This is a genomic window from Bacillus sp. PK6-16 (assembly GCF_056530295.1).
Map to the genome: position 1 here is coordinate 3,654,519 of NZ_CP096511.1, position 16,806 is coordinate 3,671,324.

Below are 16,806 nucleotides of genomic sequence, written 5' to 3' on the forward strand. Positions count from 1 at the left end.
CCTCTTGGGCAGAGGCCTTATACTATATGGTGTATCGCTTCAACGATATCATCAAATGGGAAACTATCCGATCGGCCTTGCTTTAAAAATGTATTTATGCCTTCTACTTTATTTTTACATTCAAAAATATAAGCATTTTCTTCATTTTCTTGAATCGTTCCTAACTTAAAATACAATTCATTTTCTTTATAAATTGATAAAATCTTTCTCATTTCATTTGCAAGTTGCCAATGATGTGGTGAAACGATTTCTTCCATAATCCTACTTACTGAATCTAATACTGAAATTGCAGGATAATGACTAAGCGTTGCAAGCTCACGCTTTAATACGATATGTCCATCTAAAATACCACGTGCTAAATCTGGTACAGGACCATTTAAATCATCCCCATCAACAAGTACCGTATAAATACCTGTTATAGATCCCTTTTGTGTTTTCCCAGACCGCTCTAACAACTTCTTCATATAACTTTCCATTAACAGTGTTTTACCACCAATCGGTAACTCTTTAACAGCAATATCAACACTTCTTCGTGCATCGGCAAAACGAGTAACAGAGTCCATCATAAGTAATACGTTATTGCCTTGATCACGGAAGTATTCAGCAATAGACGTTGCGAGTTTCGCTGCACGAAGTTGCATAAGGTGACTTTCATCTGACGTCGCTACAACAACGACGCTTTTTCGCATCCCTTCCTCGCCTAACTCTTTTCGAATAAAGTCTTTTACTTCCCGGCCACGTTCTCCTACTAAACTAATAACGTTTATATCAGCTTTTGCATTTTTTGCTATCATTCCAAGTAAAGTTGATTTACCAACACCTGACCCAGCAAAAATACCAATCTTTTGACCGATACCAATTGTTAGCATAGAATCAATTGATTTTATTCCTGTTTCAAATACATCGGTAATCTCTTCACGTTCAAATGCATGTATAGGCGGTGCATCTAGTTTTATTTTCTGTAATGGAATGTTTTCAGCTTCCTCATTTAACACTTCACCATTTGCACTTAACACTTTTCCGAGCAAGTGATTACCACGTGGTACAACAACATCTTCTGAAACTAGTGTCACTGAATCTCCATAACATACTTTTTCTGTCTGTTCAAATGGAAGTAGCATATTATTTTCTTTTTCAATGGCAATCACTTCACATAAGACGTTATGTTCTCCAACGAAGCAAACATCTCCGATCTTCGCTTTCGGCCCTTTTGCTACGAAAAACTGTTCTTGTACACTATGAACTTTGCCTACTTTCGTATACAGCGGTGTTTCAATGAACTTATTCCATTTTTCGTTCTCATTCATTAACAGGCGGCTCATACATTTTGCTCCTCAAATAACTTCTCTTCTTCCCATTTCTGACGAAGTTTCGCAAATATAGGTGCAAATTTAAATTCAAAGAACTCTTTCTCTTCTTCCAGAACAAATTCACCAAACTGCAGGGAGAAATCATATTTCCATTCTACTAATTGTAGTAACCAATATTCTTTCGTATTCTCCTTCTCTTCTTGAATACGTTCAAACGTTTCTGGATGTACTGTAATGATTAATTTTTCAAACGAAGTTGGCAATGTTTGCACGATGCCAGTTAAAATAGGTAGCACATCAAGCAATCGTGAATCTACCGCTTGATTCACGATTTTTTCTGCTAAATGAAATGATTGATCCCATAATAACTCTGTCCATTCATATGCTATTTCTTGTTGTTCTTTTTGAAACTGCACACGCGCTGCTTCCATCTGTTCCATTTGTTCATGAATATGCATTTGAAATTGTTCTTTATCTTGTAATAACTGCTGACGCTCTCGTTCTAGCATTTGCTGCTCTTGCCTTAGCTGATTCATTTCCATATGTAATGATTCTTGCTGGGCGCGAAGCTCTGCATGATCTGCTTGTAATTCTTCCTCTTCTATTTGGACTGAAGCTGGTTTTGGAAATTGTAATTCATACGTTTCTTCAGAAAAAGAAACAGAATTCTTCGGAATTCTGTTTTTAAATAAGGACATCCTCTTCACCTCTTTGAACGATAATTCTTCCTTCTTTCTCTAGCTTTTTCACTGTACCAGTGATCGTTTGCTGCGCTTTTTCAGCATCCGTCATCTTAAGCGGTCCTAAGCCATCTAATTCTTCTAGAATCATCTCTTTACGGTTTGAAGACATACATGTAAATAATTTCTCTTTAATTTCTTCTTTTGCAATTTTAAGTGCTTTCGCAAGAACACCGTTATCTGTAATTTCTTCTAATACACGGCGAAGCGCAAGATCTTCAAGACCAAGTAAGTCTTCAAAGACAAACATATTTTCTTTAATTTTCTCAGATAACTCATAATCGACTTCATCCAGTTTTTGAAAGACTGTTTTTTCAACACCTCGTGAAACATTATTTAAAATGTTTACGATTGTTTTCAAGCCATCAGTTTTATTAATTGCACTAAATGCCATATTATTTAATTTCGTTTTTAACAACTCACCAATTTGATTAATTAATTCACCATCAACTTGTTCTAGTTTCGCAATACCCATTACCGTTTCTACTCGCTTATGATCTGGCAATCTCTCAATTAATTGAGACGCAAGTTGCGGTTTAATATAAGAAGCGATAATTGCAATTGTTTGTGGTGACTCATCATTAAGCACTGTAAGAAGTGGTTCTAAATCTGTAAGTGAATTTAAGAATTCAAATGGATTATCTTTGTTATACCAAAGGTCTTCCAATAATTTTTCCAGTTCGTCTTCTGGCATGTTTTTAAATATACGACGAATATACTCTTTATCTGGAGTGACTAAGTTCAATTCTTTTACATTTAGTTCATATAAGAACTCTCCTAGTACATTCTCTAACGTTTCTGGTTTATATACACGAAACTTCGCAATTTCACGAAGTAATACTTCTTTTTCCTCAGCTGTCATATATTCAATGACTTTTGCTGCCACCCCTTCGTCTAATGTACGAATGAGGATGGCAGCTTTTTCTTTGGAGGAGATTTCATCTAACATCGTTGTTCCTCCCTTACTGTCCGTTTAACCATTTTTTAATTACTTTTGCAGTACCTTCTACATGTTCTTTCGTAGCATCCTGCACTTGTTCATCTAACGTTGGTTCTTTCGGTTCTTCTGGTTCAGGTTTTGGCTCTGGCACTATTTTTTCTTCAGGAATTTCCAAGATACTTTCATTACTTGCAGCAATTTCATCTTCTGCTAAGTATTCTTCATATTCCTCTTCTTCTTTCTTTCTCTTACGTCTTGCTAATAAGAACCATACTAGACCACCGATTGCTAATAAGCCAGCTGTAATTCCACCGAATAACCACCAGTTCATACCACTTTTTTCTGGCTCTTTCTCTTTTTCAGCTTTCGGCTGATCGAACTGAACAGTTACAACGTTAACTTGACCATTTATAAAGTTACCGTTCGGATCAGCTTGAAGTCCTGCCGCTGTTCCAATTGCTTCTTTGAAAGTAGTCATATCAATTCTTCGTTTTACTAACGTATCATTATCTACCCATACAACAACATTTGTTTTCGTTAATTCTGGGTGTTTCTTAATTGTTTCAACTGTTTTATCTATTTCATAGTTTTCGATTTTGTTGCCATTTTTATTATCGTAGACAACTTTACCATTTTGATTATTGTTCGTACCGTAGTTTGGCACTTCACCGTTCGCTGTAATACCAGCACCTTGCTTCGTATCTGCCCCTTCTTGCGCAGTAGAGCTTTCTTCTTGCTCTTGTTTACTACGAAGTACACCTTTATCACCATACTTCTCTGACTGACGTGTAACTTCATCGTAGTTTACAGATACTTTCGTATTCACTTTATATTCATTCGGTTTAAACATCGTCATTAACGTTGCATCAATATCTTGCTTTAATTTACCTTCAAGTTGGTGCTGCATCTCTACTTCTTTCTCATAAGAAGAGGAACTACTAGAATGTGCTTCATCTGCTCCTTTTGAGATAACACCTTTTTTACTATCAATAACACTTACTTCTTCTGCTTTCACACCAGGAACCGCTGCACTAATCATTTGCTGTATACCTGCAACTTGATCAGCCGTTAACAATTGTCCACGTTTCACTCCAACCGTAATCGCCGCTGTTCCTTTCGCTTTTTCTTCATCAAAAATTGTCTCTTTTTCAGGCAATGTAATTTGAACATTTGCCGTTTCAACTGTCGCAAAGTTTCTTACAATATCTTGTTCCAATTGCTTCTTCGTACCGACAATTTGCTTCATTTTTTTATCTTGTTCACTTGAACCGAGAGAGCTTTCTAATAAAATTTCTTCACCGCTTTTCGAATTAAACGGTAAGCCCATCCCATTCATTTCTTTTCGAACCCATGGAGCATCATTCTTTTGCACACGAATTGAACCATCGGCCGCTAATTGGTAATCGACACCTAACTTCGATAATTCTGCTGTAATCTCTTGTTTATCTGCATCATTTAAATTTTGATATACAACAACATATTTATCTGGCAAGGTGAAGTATAAAAGTGCTCCTGTTACAATCGCTAAAAGCGCAGCACCAATTACTAACTTATGCCACGTTTTTAACGATTGGATAACATTTTTCATCTTTTCCATTTAAACACACCCGTCCACTTTCCTAAATTTGCATATTAATTAGTGACTTATAATTTTCAATAAGATTATCACGTACAAGAGCAGCCGTTTTCATTTGAGACTCAGCTTTCTTTTGCTGAATTAAAACGTCATGTGTTTCTCCTACCCCTTTAGTTAGTAAATCATATACTGCTGTTTGTGCATTGTTTTGCGTTTGATTCATATCTTCCAATAAATCAATAAACTTTTTCTCCGGAGCTACCGATGTTTGAGAAGTTTTCGGTGCACCAATTGACTGAATTGCTCCAAATGGTTGTGTATGTAACATTGGTTGAATTTTCATATTACGATCTTCCCCCTTATCCTCGGCCGATTTCTAAATCTTTATCAAGCATTTTTTTATTCGCATTTAATACACTCGTATTCGCTTCATACATTTTTTGAGCAACCATTACATTCGTCATTTCAGCAGTTACATCAATATTTGGATAACGTACATATCCTTCTTCATTTGCGTGCGGATGCGTCGGATCATACACTAAATTTTCCGTTTTGTCTGCTTCAATACTTTTTATTTTTACTCCATTAGTAGGAGCCCCATCTAACATACTTGCAAAACTATTGTTTGATTCTAACACCACACTACGACGCTCATATAAATCTGCCCCCGGAGCCGCCGTCGTATTTGCATTTACAATATTGTTAGAAGTAACTTCCATCCACTTTCTCGCTGTCGTTAGCCCTGAGCCACTTGCATTAATTGCCTGAAACATCCGTTGTCTCTCCTTCTACTTTTAACGTCCGCGTGCCGCTTGGTTAATTGCATATTGTGTATTAATTGCGTTAATTGAAATACCGTATAACTGATTTGCTTTCATTAAATCTAGCATTTCTGTCGTTACATCCACACTATTTCCGTCTTTATTCGTTTGCATTGATTTTGTTTGAATCTTTGCATATGTATTTTTCGTATTTACTGTCGGTAAGTGCATTTCATTCGTTTGATATAAATCTGGATTGCTCTTTAAATCAGCCGCATTATTTTTATATAACGCACTACTTTTATTCATCTGCTCAGCAAATGTTACATCTTGTGCTTTATAGCCAGGTGTATTCGCATTTGCAATATTACTAGAAACAGTATTTCGTTTCGTCACTAAATAATTCATATAATGGCTTACATCACTCACTAAATCTGGCATATTCCACACCCTTCCTTTTCTAACCTAATGATCCACTGATAGAAGTTTCACTTCATTATTTATTTTCTTATATGCGTTTATTAAAATATTTACTATTATGTACCCTTACATATTTTATTCCATTTTTTCATTGTTGTCTTTAGAAAAATACAAAAATATAAAAAAGAATGCAAAAAACTGTATACACATAGTAATCTATAGAACATTTCAATAGATAAACTACAAACTAAAGTCCATTTTTCTATTATTTAGATTACTATTATTTTTTCATCACAGTCATAAAATGAAACCTCAATCAGCGGCGTTCTTTATGTAAACGAAGGAATAGACCCCCTTTTAAAAGGGGAATCTGTTTCCAAACGTTATTATTAATATTTACCGTAAAATGAATTAGCCTTCATTCGCCCATCATTTGTCATAATCATTTCTTCCAAAATCTTTTGCCTATCCCGAATATGCTGAGCTGCCTTAATAATGAACGGGCTTACTTCTGCTGCAACTTGCGCACGCGTTTCTTCATCCAATGTCATCATCCAGCGATTTAACATCTCACTCTTTTCAGCAAACTCTCTGTCTGACACTTGCAATTCACCGATTTCATTAAAACAGCTGACAAACGTCCGATAAATATCATTGTTCATTTTCAAGTGCTCCGCGGTAACCGTCTATTAAATCTTGTAACACTTTCACAATTGCATCAATATCTTTCGCTTCACGCGTTACTTTCATCGTTTGAATTTGAATGCTAATCCAATCATATAAACCATAGAGACTATCATATAAATCTTTCGTAATTTCAGGATTTAATTGAAGCTTTAGCTCTTCAAAAATACGTTCTAATTTTTCAAGAAGTGCGTCCCCTTCTTGTAGTTTAAAAGTATGTAAAAGTTCTTCTAAATTACGAAACTCTACAATACATCTTTCATAAATAAAAATTGTATTTTTAATCGGATTACTCGTCATAATATCATTTTGCATATAACGTTGCCATGCTTGCATACGATCACTTCCTCAACTTTCATTAATCATCACTTTTTTGTTTTGTCATTGCTTTAATTGTTTTTAGTTGGCTATCAAGCGCTGCTAATGTACTCTCTAGCTTTTGATACTTCTTCACAATTTCATCTTGTTTTTGCAAGTTTTGCGTCTCAATATCTTTAATCTTTTTATCTAAATCACTTACACGTGAGTCAATGTTTTTAACTCTCTCGCCGACTACACCTTTATCACCAAATAGTTTGTCAAGCGGTTCTTCCATCATTTTTCCTAAACCGTTAGAACTAAAGAAAAATTGCTTCGCTGCATCTGGCTTCTCTTTTAATGCTTTCGTTAACTTTTCGTCATCAACTTCCATCGTTCCATCTTGCTTTAATTGAATACCAAATGTGAATAAATAATTACCATCTTGAGAAAATGTTACGACATTGTTCATTGCCTGACGTACACTTTGCATAATAGCTTGACCTTGGAAAGCTCCACCTTTTCCAGCAAAGATATCTACTGTAGAAACAGCTTTATTATAATCAGCTACCATTTTTTTAATAACATTCGATGCATCTGTTACGTTTGAATCACTTACTGTAAATTTCAGATCTATACCTTTTGCTTTTGGATCTGTTGTTGTACCAGCATCTGGCGCTCCTTCTACTTTCGGCTCAGTTACCTTTAACAACTCAATTTTCACACCAGGAAGAGCTTCAATTGTATTAGTAGAACCTTCCCCTTTGATACCATTAATAGTATACATAGCATTTTGTGCTTCATTGATTGTATTGAGCGCTGTGCCATCCGCCTTAGCTAAACCCATATCTTGAAATAGTGTAGATGTGTTCGCCTCAAACTTAATCTGTCCATCTGTTCCCTCTTTTTTCGAGGTCATAAAAATTTTATTTCCAAGTGTATAAGCCGATACGCCATAATCTCCATCATTAATCTTATTAATTAAATCTTTATATGTCATATCAGTTGTTACTTTTAGTTCTTTACCACCTAGTTTTAATGTTTCATCTTTAGGAAGCTTTGCATTTATATCTTTAATTTCATTTGAAGCTATTTGATGACGCTGTGCAAGCTGTGTAATCGTCATATTAAAAGTTCCTGCAATCGCACCACCATCAGCTTTTACATTAATATAACCGTCTTGTGTTGTCGTTACTTTTTTCTCATTTCCTTTAAAAGCCGCTAAGTTTTTAAAAGTTTGTGTAAAAGAACTAAATTCTGATTTTAAACTTGTATATAGTAGTTTATCATTTGTAAGGTCATTCTTTTCTTTCGTATATGGTGTTTTCCTCATATCTAAAGCATTCATTTCTAATTCGACGAAGTTAGAAGTATCGATCATATTATTTCCGAGGTTCCAAATTTGTTGTCTACCACCAATACCTGTCATCGTTGTTCCTGCCATTTTTCTCACTCCTTATAGATTACATGTAGTCTAAAATACTCGTTTTACTCATCGTACTAACCGCTTTAAGCGTCGCTTCATACGTTGCATTTATATATGCCAAGTCAGAAATTGCGACCGCTAAATCAACATCCTCAATTTCTTTACGGTTTTCTTGAAGCGCTAAATTTTGCTCACTTAAAATTGTTTTAAACGTCTCCATTGTGTTCATTGTTGAACCAACTTCAGTCGTACGGTTAATGATGCCATCTAAGTTTTTCTTGTTTTCTCCTAATAACGGTTGTAACGCTTTTTGGTCACCTTTTTGCATCGCTTCGCTCATCTGTTTTAACGTTTTTATAACCGGTGATAATAATGCTTCTCCGTTACGAAATGCCTTTAATTCATAACCATCATTTAATTGCCAGTTCACATCATTTTTTCCGCCCTGGTACGTACCATCTTCTGTAAATGGTGACTTTTCTGCACTATCACCACCGAAAATATAACGACCTTGCTCTTTCGTATTCGCTAAATATACAACTTGTTTTAAAATTTGATCAATCTCTGCACCGATGGCTTTCAATTCTTTTTCACCATTTGGCTCATTTAATGCTTGTACCGTTAATTGATCTGCTCTCGTTAAAGATTTAAAAATACCTTGTAAAGTATTCTCAGTTTGTGTTAATACATTTTTTGAGTCAGCTAAATCTTTTTGCATTTGTTCAATATTCGCCAATGAATGTTGAATCGCAAATGATTTACTCGCTGCAAGTGGATCTTCACTCATAAGAAGATTTTTCTTCCCTGAAGTTACTTGGTTTCTATGGTATTGTTGTTGCACATTCAAATCCATTAACTGATTCTTTGCCCAGTTTGCATTTTGAAATGTAGATACTCTCATTTCTATCTCCTCCTTATATATTTCCAATCAATTATTATCACTTATCGAATAATCGAAAATAGACTATCAAACACTTCATTCATCGTAGTAATAGCTTTAGAGTTTGCGACGAAATATTTTTGGAAGGCCATTAAATTTACCATTTCCTCTTCCATATTTACACCTTCAACGCTCATTTTTTCTTGTTGAATACCTTCTAGTAAGTCGCCATGAATTTTTTGATAACCATTTACTGCACTTTTATCAGATGCGACACGAACTATAAATTGGTCTAATGCTTGTTTATAAGAAAGACCTTCTTTATAATCGTCATCTGTAACTGCTGCTAGTTTATTTGCTGTTTCAGCAGACATTTTCATTTTCGAAACATCTTTTTGGAATTCTGGATTTAACTTCATCTCTTTCGCATAATCTCCAACGAAGAAATCTTTTCCCATCACTGTATTCACTTGATTTTTCATCGAACTCATTAAGTCTTCGAGATTTTTTTTATAATCAACAATCTTCGCTTTCGTATCAATCGCTGATTTTATCGCCCCGCTAGTTACAGAGATTTCTGAACCGTAAATCTCAACTGACATTGGGTCTTTTTCTTTATTTAATTGAAGTGGATATGTATCTTGTCCATTTACTGTTAAAATACCATTCATTCTAACACTCGCGATATTAGGATTCATAGATTCATAAGATACTTCGATGTTTGCATACTTAGACATCTCTGTAACGATGCGATCTCTTTCGTCTAAAAGTTGATTCGGCACTTGTGTACCTGCTTGTCCAATTTTATGATTCGCTTCTGCTAAACTAGCAGCAAGACGATTAAATTCATTAACATGCGCCTCAATATCTTCTGCTGTCTGTGCTTCCACTGTATCTAAGTTTTTCGCAAGACGATTCACTTGACTTGTGAACTTCCCAGTTTCAGAAATTAATGTATCGTAGTAGTTTGGTTGTTCTGGATTTTTTGCCACTTCACGAAAGGCATTAAAGAAACCGTCCATTAAACTAGATAATGAATTCTTTCCTGTCGTTCCAACCATAGACTCTACACGTGATAAAGTCGAATTCATGTAGTTATAGTAAGAGAGTTGAGATAATTGATCATTAAACTGCTTCGTCTTTACCTCATCAGTAATACGGTCAACACCTAGCGTTTGTACACCGTAACCAATTCTCTGTTCTGGCGTATGACCATTGCTTGCTCCAACAGATCCGTAATTCACCATTTGACGCACATAACCCGGTGTATGAATGTTAGACAAGTTTTGTTTCGTTGTTTGTAACCCCATTTGAGCCGCTAACATGCCCGATAGCGGTGTATTATAATCAGATAATCTCATAAAGCTTCACTTCTCCTTTACAATAGTTCGTTCATAAAGATTTGCGAATTATTGTTTCGCTCTAAATTATATTCAGAAACAGAATCCACAATACTTTCTGTAGTTTTTAATAGTACGTTTAAGTAATATTGATTTTTCAAAAGAATCATTTTTACATTCTCTTCTAATTCAGTTACGTTTTTTTGTAATTCTTTCATTTTTTCAATTTCTTCTTGAGAAAAATACGAAAATAACGCACTTACACGAAACGATTCAACTCCTTGTTCTTTACAGAACTGAACAACCATTTCTTCAAATGAGCTTGATAACCCTTTTAAACCATCAATGTACTGCAATTGCTCTACTTGTAACTTTTGAACTGCATTTACATTTTTATTTTTTAAATTCTCATATATTTGCTCTCCAAGCGCTTGAATATTTTCATACGCTTTTTGTATAATAACAAGCTTTTCATATAATTGTATGTACATATAGCTTCCTTCCTTTTACAAGACTAAATTTACAATTAAGCCATGGATTTCTCCAATTTGATTTAACATTTCTAAATGTCCTGTTTTCGTGTTAATTAAATTCATAACATCTTCTAATTCATTCAATCCCATTTCTGCCTGTTTCACAATCGTCATTTTCTGTGAATATCCGTAACGTGGGTGACGAGACATGACATCTTTATACTGCAATACATTATCAACGTAGAAATTCAAAAATGATTTTACTGTATTTTTGTATTCCATTACATTATCAAGCGTTAATTCCATTTCAATTTTCTCTTTAATTTCTCCAATATTATCGACAAACGCTTCCATTTGTTCTAGTAATTTATCTTTTTTCGGATCTGCATGCAAATTATCCGAAAATGCAAGTCCTGTTCTGACATTTGCTTCTTTCGGCATTTGAGTAGCAGGCGGTATATGCGATAAAATTGGATTATGCGAGATAGAACGTAGCATATATATCACCTATTTATTTTTTTATTTCTTCCTAAACTTAATCGTAAAATCCAGTTATTTATAATTATACTCTGAACAGTAATATTTTGCAGTTATTTTTTATAAAAGATATGTTACAATTTAGCATGAGGTGGCACAATTCTATGAATATTTTCCTTTGTGGTTCAAATCAATTAACAGCATTAGATCAAGAAGAAATTAAAAAATTTTTAACTGACTATGCTCACAAACATAAAATTTACATATTATGTTATAAATCTATTGAAAATGAGGTTCTTCGTTTTTTCGTTGAGAATGAAAGACTCGCTCAAAATTTATGCCTTTACACGCTGCAACCATTGCAAGCAATTACAGATGAATTCCAAGAAGTCGTTGATTACTTAAAAAAACACGGAGCCGAATATGTTGCTTTTGATCATCCTTCTGACTCCATTTACCGATCAGATTATATGTTTTTTGTTAAACAAATTATTGAAGACACTGATTTAGTTCTCTGTTTTTATAATGGGGACAAACATACATCTGTCATCCCTGTCGATGTTGCAAAAGAAGCAGGTATTGATGCTGTCATTTATGATTTACCAGGATTACATGAAAAGCAAATGAAAAAAAGCTTTGAACAAAAAATTCGTATGATGTAAAGGGGGAGGCACAATATCATTATTGTGCCCATTGTAAATATGATAATTGAACAAGATTATGATCATTTTATCGCGAGTTTTAAACAACAATTCAATATGGACATCGCTTCATATAAACAAGATAGAATGCGCCGTAGAATCGATGCTTTCATTTCGAGAAAAGGCTTCGAAAACTACACTAATTTTTTAAACAAATTACGCGCTGATCAAAATTTATTTTTAAATTTTATTGACTATATTACAATTAACGTTTCAGAGTTTTTTAGAAATAAAGAACGATGGCAAACTTTAGAGTCGAAAGCACTACCAAAATTACTCGAACAAAATAGCGGAAAATTAAAGGTATGGAGTGCCGCTTGCGCTGCTGGTGAAGAACCGTATACACTCTCTTTAATTTTATCGAAGCATCTTGCTCCATTTCGTTTTGAAATTCAAGCAACAGATCTTGATTTTCATATTTTAGAAACCGCAAAACGCGGTCAATATACAGAACGTTCTTTAAAGGAATTACCTACTGATTTGAAAGAACGTCATTTCACAAAAGAGAATGATCTATATTCATTGCATCAAAACATTAAACAAAACGTCTCGTTTAAACAACATGACCTTTTAATGCAGTCATTCGATACAAATTATGATTTGATTATTTGTCGCAATGTAATGATATATTTCACAGAAGAAGCAAGAGTAAAACTTTACGAAAAATTTAGTCGTTCTTTACGAAAAGGCGGTGTACTATTTGTTGGTAGTACGGAACAAATTTTAACACCCGAGCGTTACAATCTTCAGCGATTTGATACATTCTTCTACGAAAAAATATAAAAGAGGTCGTCACAATGGAGTGACGACCTTTTTACATAACTCGAATTAAAATAATACCGACAATCCATACAAAGAGAAAAAGAAGCGTCATAGACCATTTATGTTCTTGCATCGTTTGTTTCAATGCCTGTGATAATTGTGTCATGTTCATTTCCGCAAGCGCTCTCCATACACTTACATCCCGATCTTTAGCAATGCGGTCTGTAACACTAATTAAAATTGTTTCGTTAGACAATTTCGTTATATAAGCAGTAATAACCGTTACCATCAAATTTATATTTCCTTCTGAAGAATCACTTTCCACTCTAGAGATAAGTGCACTCACATCTAGTAACGGAATATGTACTTTTCTACCAAATGATAGTTGTACTTCAGCGAAATCATATGTTCCATCTAACAAAGGAAGTTCTTTTATATGCGCCTGCTTAACAAGCCCTTGTAGGCTTCTAATTACTTGTTCAAATATTTTTTCTGTTTGCTTACCTTCTCCAGATAACGTATGTAACTTTTTAAAAAGTTGTAACACTGTATCCATCTCTTTAGAAAGCATTTCCTTCATAATCTTTCCATCACTTAAACTTGCAAGTAAAATACCTATTTCATTATTTTTCGAAATAATTTTAGACTGTCCAGTAAACACTAAATTGCTACGCTTTCGTTCTTTCTGGATTTCATGCTCCGAAATAGCTGCAGGCTGTTTTAATGGTTGTAACGCCTTATCTTCAATTGTCGTACGTTTAATCTCCATTTAAGCGCCTCCACTACTATGAAATAATTAGCCCCATTCTTTATTACTCTTTAAAACTAAAAACAGTACGAATAAACCTGACATGATAGTAAACACATCAGAAGCTTGCACTCCCTGTTCACCTTTTTCTTCTTTCTTGTCTTTCGGTTCTTCTTTTTGTTCTTTCTTTTTAGAGGCAACTTGTTTGTTATTTTTCTCTTTTTGGTCCTTCGCCTTATGTACTTCCTTGTTGTCTTCGAACGGCTCTTTTATAACGTAAGTAAATTCCTCTTTCTCTTTCAACGGTTCTTTTATAAACTTATTTACGTTCTCATCTCGCTTCGGAATTTGAACAACTGGCAAATTTTCTTCTGGAACCGGATTTTTGACTTTGGAATCTTCTTGCTTCTCATTTTCTTTCTTATTTTCTAATTCATTTTCTAGTTTATTATCTAATTTATCTTCTTTCTCTTCTATCTTTTTATCATCTTCATTTTTTGGCGCCAAAACAGAAATGGTATATTCACTTTCCTCAACAAGTTTATTACCTGCTGCATCTATTATCTCTACAAGCAATTCGTATGGCCCAGCCGGCAATGCTTCTGTTATTTCAAATACTTTTTGCCAATCCATATCATGCTTGTTGTAGTCTAATAAAAACGAAAGCTCTTTATTTTCTTTCCCTTTTAATGTAACGCGCACTTCTTTTACAACCGATTCTATATCTGACGCTTTTACTCGTATATGTATAGAATCTCCCTGTTTTCGTTCAACTAAGTTCTCTTTTACTTCATCAATAGTAACTTTCTGTAACTTTGGCAATTCTTTATCTATAGTTGGCGTTTCATTTTTAATACGAATGAGCGGGACTTTCACTTCATTTTTTATGAGCTCTTCTTTCTCATTCTCTTTGTAACTTTGAACGAGCTGAAGATTCCAATCACCTTGCAAATCAAAATCCCCTACTTTATAGTTAGCAACCCAGCTCTTCGTTTCTTCATCATACTCAAAAGATAACATTCTTTCTTGCGCATATTGCTCCCCATTTTTTTGTAACTGTAATATACCTTTCATACTTTGAATGTTTTTCCCATTTGGTTCTACAGCAATTCGCACCTCTTCGCCAACTTTAAGCTCCAGCTTATTTACTGTAATAATTCCCTGTTCTGTTTCTATCTTTCTTTCACTCAATTGTTTATTTGCTACTTCTTGTTGTTCTGCTTCTTTTTGTTTCTCTTCTTTTTGTTTCTCTTCATCTTGTTTCGTTTCCACTTGCTCTGAAGATTTTTGAGATTCCTTATTTTCTTCTTGTACATTCACTTCATTTATTTTTTGATCTGACTCAATTTGTTCCTCAGCCTGACTTTGCAAGGGGAAGAACAAGCACACATGTATGCATAGCCAACTCATTAGAAAAAACTTTACGTTTTTCATCTACTAGTTCAAACTCCTATTTCAATGCCTTATAGTGATTTCGTCACTTTTACTCCGAAAAATCCATCTACATTTACAAGTTCACCATACGCCACTAATACATCATTTACATAAATACGAATTGGTTCATCAATATCCTCATCTAGTACAACTGCTTCATTTTCTTGTAAACTTAATATATCTTGAATCGTTTTCACTGTACTTCCAAATACAAATTTCACGTTCATTTCTACATTTTGTAGAATGGACGTGTCCATATATACTGGTTCCATTTGTTTTACTTCTTTAAATTCAATAGGTTGCACAACTGGTTCTACAATTTTTTCTTCTTCAATTTCTTCTGTGGCAATCTCTTCTTCTTCCACCATTGGATACAGAAGTCGCCTTACCATTTCTTTCGCTTCAGAAATTGGCAAAATTTGATACATTTTCGATTGAAGCAGATCACCAATTTCAAGATTGAACGTAATTTGAACGAGTTCGTCCACTTCCATTGACTCTCCCAAATACTCCATTTCTTCTTTTAACGTTACAAATTTAACATTTGGCGGCGTCATGTCCATTTTTTCTTGAAACATTTCTGACATCGCCGTAGCAGCGTGACCCATCATTTGGTTCATAATTTCTTTAATACCGCTCAGTTCTAATTCAGTAAGCTCTTTTTCCGGATCAACTTCCCCTGTTCCCATCATCATTAAATCTACCATTGTTAAGGCGACATCTTTCGTAAATACGAATACATTCTCATTCTTTAGCCCTTCAACAAAGTCAACATTTAAAATAACAAATGGCACTGGTACTCCATCATAATGACGAACATTGATTGCTTCCACATTTGGTGTACTAATTGTAACTGGCTGATTTAAAAGCGTTGACAATACTGTTGAAGCGGAACCAATTGAAATATTTGCAATTTCACCAAGTACATCTTTCTCTTCTTGTGTTAAATGCTCTTTTTCAACTTGTTCTTCTACAATCTCAGTTTCCACTACTTCTGCTGGTTCGACTGTTTCTTCTACTTCACCAGATAATTGCATTAATTTATTTACCATTTGTTTCGCATGATCAACTGAAACAATTTGTACAAGTTTAGAGTTTACAAGATTATCTATCTTTAAATCAAACGACACTTTAACAATCGTATGATTCCCATCAATTTCAGAGATTTTCTCCATTTCTTCTGATAACTTTACAACTTTAATCGTCGGCGGAGACATATCTACTGTATCTTGGAAGAATTCCGACATAGATGTAGCTGCGAATCCCATCATTTGATTCATCGCTTCTTGTACAGCACTTAGCTCTAATTCGCCAAGTTCTTTTCCGTCCTCCACTTCACCTGTTCCCATCATCATTAAATCAGCAATGGATAATGCAACATCTTGCTTAAGGACAAGAAGGTTTTCCATATCTAATCCTTTTGTAAAATGAATGTTTAATACAACATGTGGAACTTCGACATCTCTTGAATCATATAAATCTACCAACTCTATGCGAGGAGCAGTAATGCTTACTTGCCTATTTAAAATTGTTGATAATACAGTCGAAGCTGAACCAAATGATATATTTGCAATTTCGCCAAGAATATCGCATTCTTGAGGCGTTAAATGCTCATTTTCTTTTTCTAGCACAATCGTGCTCGTATCCCCTTTTGTGTGTTGCTCAGGCATTTTCCCTGCCTCCTCATTTCTGTTTTTCTATCAAATAATATAAACTCTTATTTTATTTTAGCAAACTCATTAGTATAAAACGTTACTATGTATCCCATTATTAGATTCGTAGCAATTAGCCAAAAAGCTCCCCAATTGTATACAAGTGGGGAGCTTTCCTTCATTCC

At 34.5% G+C, this 16,806-nt stretch carries 19 protein-coding genes; 2 read left to right on the forward strand and 17 right to left on the reverse strand.

Annotated features, from left to right (window positions below):
* Positions 1-17: 17 nt before the first annotated feature.
* The 14 genes from M1D66_RS18635 to M1D66_RS18700 all read right to left on the reverse strand — a co-directional run bounded on the left by M1D66_RS18635 (position 18) and on the right by M1D66_RS18700 (position 11,345).
* Entirely contained in the window at positions 18-1,322 is a 1,305-nt protein-coding gene (locus M1D66_RS18635) for a flagellar protein export ATPase FliI (RefSeq protein ID WP_000088690.1), read from the reverse strand.
* The gene (locus M1D66_RS18640) at positions 1,319-2,008 is read right to left on the reverse strand and encodes a FliH/SctL family protein (RefSeq protein ID WP_000051695.1); all 690 of its coding nucleotides are present in this window, start codon (positions 2,006-2,008) and stop codon (positions 1,319-1,321) included. The genes M1D66_RS18635 and M1D66_RS18640 overlap by 4 nt, the downstream gene beginning before the upstream one ends.
* Positions 1,995-2,999, reverse strand: coding sequence for a flagellar motor switch protein FliG (gene fliG / locus M1D66_RS18645; protein WP_000883356.1), 1,005 nt, complete (start codon positions 2,997-2,999; stop codon positions 1,995-1,997). Before fliG ends, M1D66_RS18640 begins: the two co-directional genes overlap by 14 nt.
* Positions 3,000-3,012: 13 nt before the next feature.
* Positions 3,013-4,587 carry a flagellar M-ring protein FliF C-terminal domain-containing protein gene (locus M1D66_RS18650; protein WP_000413931.1) on the reverse strand — a complete coding sequence of 525 codons (1,575 nt, stop codon included), beginning with the start codon at positions 4,585-4,587 and terminating at the stop codon, positions 3,013-3,015.
* Positions 4,588-4,609: 22 nt separating this feature from the next.
* Positions 4,610-4,909, reverse strand: a complete 300-nt coding sequence (fliE, locus tag M1D66_RS18655; protein WP_000701670.1) for a flagellar hook-basal body complex protein FliE — start codon at positions 4,907-4,909, stop codon at positions 4,610-4,612.
* Between the two features lie 16 nt (positions 4,910-4,925).
* On the reverse strand, positions 4,926-5,339 hold the full coding sequence (gene flgC, locus M1D66_RS18660) for a flagellar basal body rod protein FlgC (protein WP_000484680.1): 414 nt from the start codon (positions 5,337-5,339) through the stop codon (positions 4,926-4,928).
* Positions 5,340-5,360: 21 nt separating this feature from the next.
* Positions 5,361-5,768, reverse strand: a complete 408-nt coding sequence (flgB, locus tag M1D66_RS18665) for a flagellar basal body rod protein FlgB (protein WP_001113108.1) — start codon at positions 5,766-5,768, stop codon at positions 5,361-5,363.
* 368 nt (positions 5,769-6,136) lie between these two features.
* On the reverse strand, positions 6,137-6,409 hold the full coding sequence (locus tag M1D66_RS18670) for a hypothetical protein (protein WP_016124342.1): 273 nt from the start codon (positions 6,407-6,409) through the stop codon (positions 6,137-6,139).
* A complete protein-coding gene (locus M1D66_RS18675; RefSeq protein ID WP_001149516.1) occupies positions 6,399-6,767 on the reverse strand; it encodes a flagellar export chaperone FliS in 369 nt (122 codons plus the stop codon). Before M1D66_RS18675 ends, M1D66_RS18670 begins: the two co-directional genes overlap by 11 nt.
* A 22-nt stretch (positions 6,768-6,789) precedes the next feature.
* Positions 6,790-8,172: a flagellar hook-associated protein 2 gene (locus tag M1D66_RS18680; RefSeq protein WP_000929296.1), complete on the reverse strand. Its 1,383-nt coding sequence runs from the start codon at positions 8,170-8,172 to the stop codon at positions 6,790-6,792.
* Between the two features lie 19 nt (positions 8,173-8,191).
* Positions 8,192-9,055: a flagellar hook-associated protein 3 gene (locus tag M1D66_RS18685; protein WP_001266403.1), complete on the reverse strand. Its 864-nt coding sequence runs from the start codon at positions 9,053-9,055 to the stop codon at positions 8,192-8,194.
* Between the two features lie 41 nt (positions 9,056-9,096).
* Positions 9,097-10,395, reverse strand: coding sequence for a flagellar hook-associated protein FlgK (gene flgK / locus M1D66_RS18690; RefSeq protein WP_001239711.1), 1,299 nt, complete (start codon positions 10,393-10,395; stop codon positions 9,097-9,099).
* Positions 10,396-10,412: 17 nt separating this feature from the next.
* A complete protein-coding gene (locus M1D66_RS18695) occupies positions 10,413-10,865 on the reverse strand; it encodes a hypothetical protein (protein WP_000275879.1) in 453 nt (150 codons plus the stop codon).
* Positions 10,866-10,880: 15 nt separating this feature from the next.
* A complete protein-coding gene (locus M1D66_RS18700) occupies positions 10,881-11,345 on the reverse strand; it encodes a YaaR family protein (RefSeq protein ID WP_000946323.1) in 465 nt (154 codons plus the stop codon).
* A gap of 143 nt (positions 11,346-11,488) precedes the next feature.
* Between M1D66_RS18700 and M1D66_RS18705 the strand changes: the two genes are divergently transcribed.
* On the forward strand, positions 11,489-11,986 hold the full coding sequence (locus M1D66_RS18705) for a flagellar motor switch protein FliG (RefSeq protein ID WP_001020110.1): 498 nt from the start codon (positions 11,489-11,491) through the stop codon (positions 11,984-11,986).
* A 39-nt stretch (positions 11,987-12,025) separates the two neighbouring features.
* Entirely contained in the window at positions 12,026-12,808 is a 783-nt protein-coding gene (gene cheR / locus M1D66_RS18710) for a protein-glutamate O-methyltransferase CheR (protein WP_000582879.1), read from the forward strand.
* Positions 12,809-12,839: 31 nt separating this feature from the next.
* On the opposite strand, the gene M1D66_RS18715 is transcribed toward cheR, so the two are convergent.
* Genes M1D66_RS18715 through M1D66_RS18725 form a run of 3 tightly spaced genes read right to left on the reverse strand, consistent with a single transcriptional unit; the run spans position 12,840 to position 16,639 of the window.
* Positions 12,840-13,556, reverse strand: coding sequence for a hypothetical protein (locus M1D66_RS18715; RefSeq protein ID WP_000403951.1), 717 nt, complete (start codon positions 13,554-13,556; stop codon positions 12,840-12,842).
* Positions 13,557-13,583: 27 nt separating this feature from the next.
* Positions 13,584-14,969, reverse strand: coding sequence for a transglycosylase (locus M1D66_RS18720; protein ID WP_242554692.1), 1,386 nt, complete (start codon positions 14,967-14,969; stop codon positions 13,584-13,586).
* Between the two features lie 29 nt (positions 14,970-14,998).
* Positions 14,999-16,639 carry a flagellar motor switch protein gene (locus tag M1D66_RS18725; RefSeq protein ID WP_001115002.1) on the reverse strand — a complete coding sequence of 547 codons (1,641 nt, stop codon included), beginning with the start codon at positions 16,637-16,639 and terminating at the stop codon, positions 14,999-15,001.
* Positions 16,640-16,806 lie beyond the last annotated feature (167 nt).

What these genes read in the sequence shown, in the direction of transcription:
- cheR (WP_000582879.1), top strand. Translation starts at nt 12,026, where the DNA reads ATGATAATTGAACAAGATTATGATCATTTTATCGCGAGTTTTAAACAA.
- M1D66_RS18635 (WP_000088690.1), bottom strand. Translation starts at nt 1,322, where the DNA reads ATGAGCCGCCTGTTAATGAATGAGAACGAAAAATGGAATAAGTTCATT.
- M1D66_RS18720 (WP_242554692.1), bottom strand. Translation starts at nt 14,969, where the DNA reads ATGAAAAACGTAAAGTTTTTTCTAATGAGTTGGCTATGCATACATGTG.
- flgK (WP_001239711.1), bottom strand. Translation starts at nt 10,395, where the DNA reads ATGAGATTATCTGATTATAATACACCGCTATCGGGCATGTTAGCGGCT.
- fliG (WP_000883356.1), bottom strand. Translation starts at nt 2,999, where the DNA reads ATGTTAGATGAAATCTCCTCCAAAGAAAAAGCTGCCATCCTCATTCGT.
- fliE (WP_000701670.1), bottom strand. Translation starts at nt 4,909, where the DNA reads ATGAAAATTCAACCAATGTTACATACACAACCATTTGGAGCAATTCAG.
- M1D66_RS18700 (WP_000946323.1), bottom strand. Translation starts at nt 11,345, where the DNA reads ATGCTACGTTCTATCTCGCATAATCCAATTTTATCGCATATACCGCCT.
- M1D66_RS18680 (WP_000929296.1), bottom strand. Translation starts at nt 8,172, where the DNA reads ATGGCAGGAACAACGATGACAGGTATTGGTGGTAGACAACAAATTTGG.
- M1D66_RS18675 (WP_001149516.1), bottom strand. Translation starts at nt 6,767, where the DNA reads ATGCAAGCATGGCAACGTTATATGCAAAATGATATTATGACGAGTAAT.
- M1D66_RS18695 (WP_000275879.1), bottom strand. Translation starts at nt 10,865, where the DNA reads ATGTACATACAATTATATGAAAAGCTTGTTATTATACAAAAAGCGTAT.
- flgB (WP_001113108.1), bottom strand. Translation starts at nt 5,768, where the DNA reads ATGCCAGATTTAGTGAGTGATGTAAGCCATTATATGAATTATTTAGTG.
- M1D66_RS18685 (WP_001266403.1), bottom strand. Translation starts at nt 9,055, where the DNA reads ATGAGAGTATCTACATTTCAAAATGCAAACTGGGCAAAGAATCAGTTA.
- M1D66_RS18705 (WP_001020110.1), top strand. Translation starts at nt 11,489, where the DNA reads ATGAATATTTTCCTTTGTGGTTCAAATCAATTAACAGCATTAGATCAA.
- M1D66_RS18640 (WP_000051695.1), bottom strand. Translation starts at nt 2,008, where the DNA reads ATGTCCTTATTTAAAAACAGAATTCCGAAGAATTCTGTTTCTTTTTCT.
- M1D66_RS18725 (WP_001115002.1), bottom strand. Translation starts at nt 16,639, where the DNA reads ATGCCTGAGCAACACACAAAAGGGGATACGAGCACGATTGTGCTAGAA.
- M1D66_RS18670 (WP_016124342.1), bottom strand. Translation starts at nt 6,409, where the DNA reads ATGAACAATGATATTTATCGGACGTTTGTCAGCTGTTTTAATGAAATC.
- flgC (WP_000484680.1), bottom strand. Translation starts at nt 5,339, where the DNA reads ATGTTTCAGGCAATTAATGCAAGTGGCTCAGGGCTAACGACAGCGAGA.
- M1D66_RS18650 (WP_000413931.1), bottom strand. Translation starts at nt 4,587, where the DNA reads ATGGAAAAGATGAAAAATGTTATCCAATCGTTAAAAACGTGGCATAAG.
- M1D66_RS18715 (WP_000403951.1), bottom strand. Translation starts at nt 13,556, where the DNA reads ATGGAGATTAAACGTACGACAATTGAAGATAAGGCGTTACAACCATTA.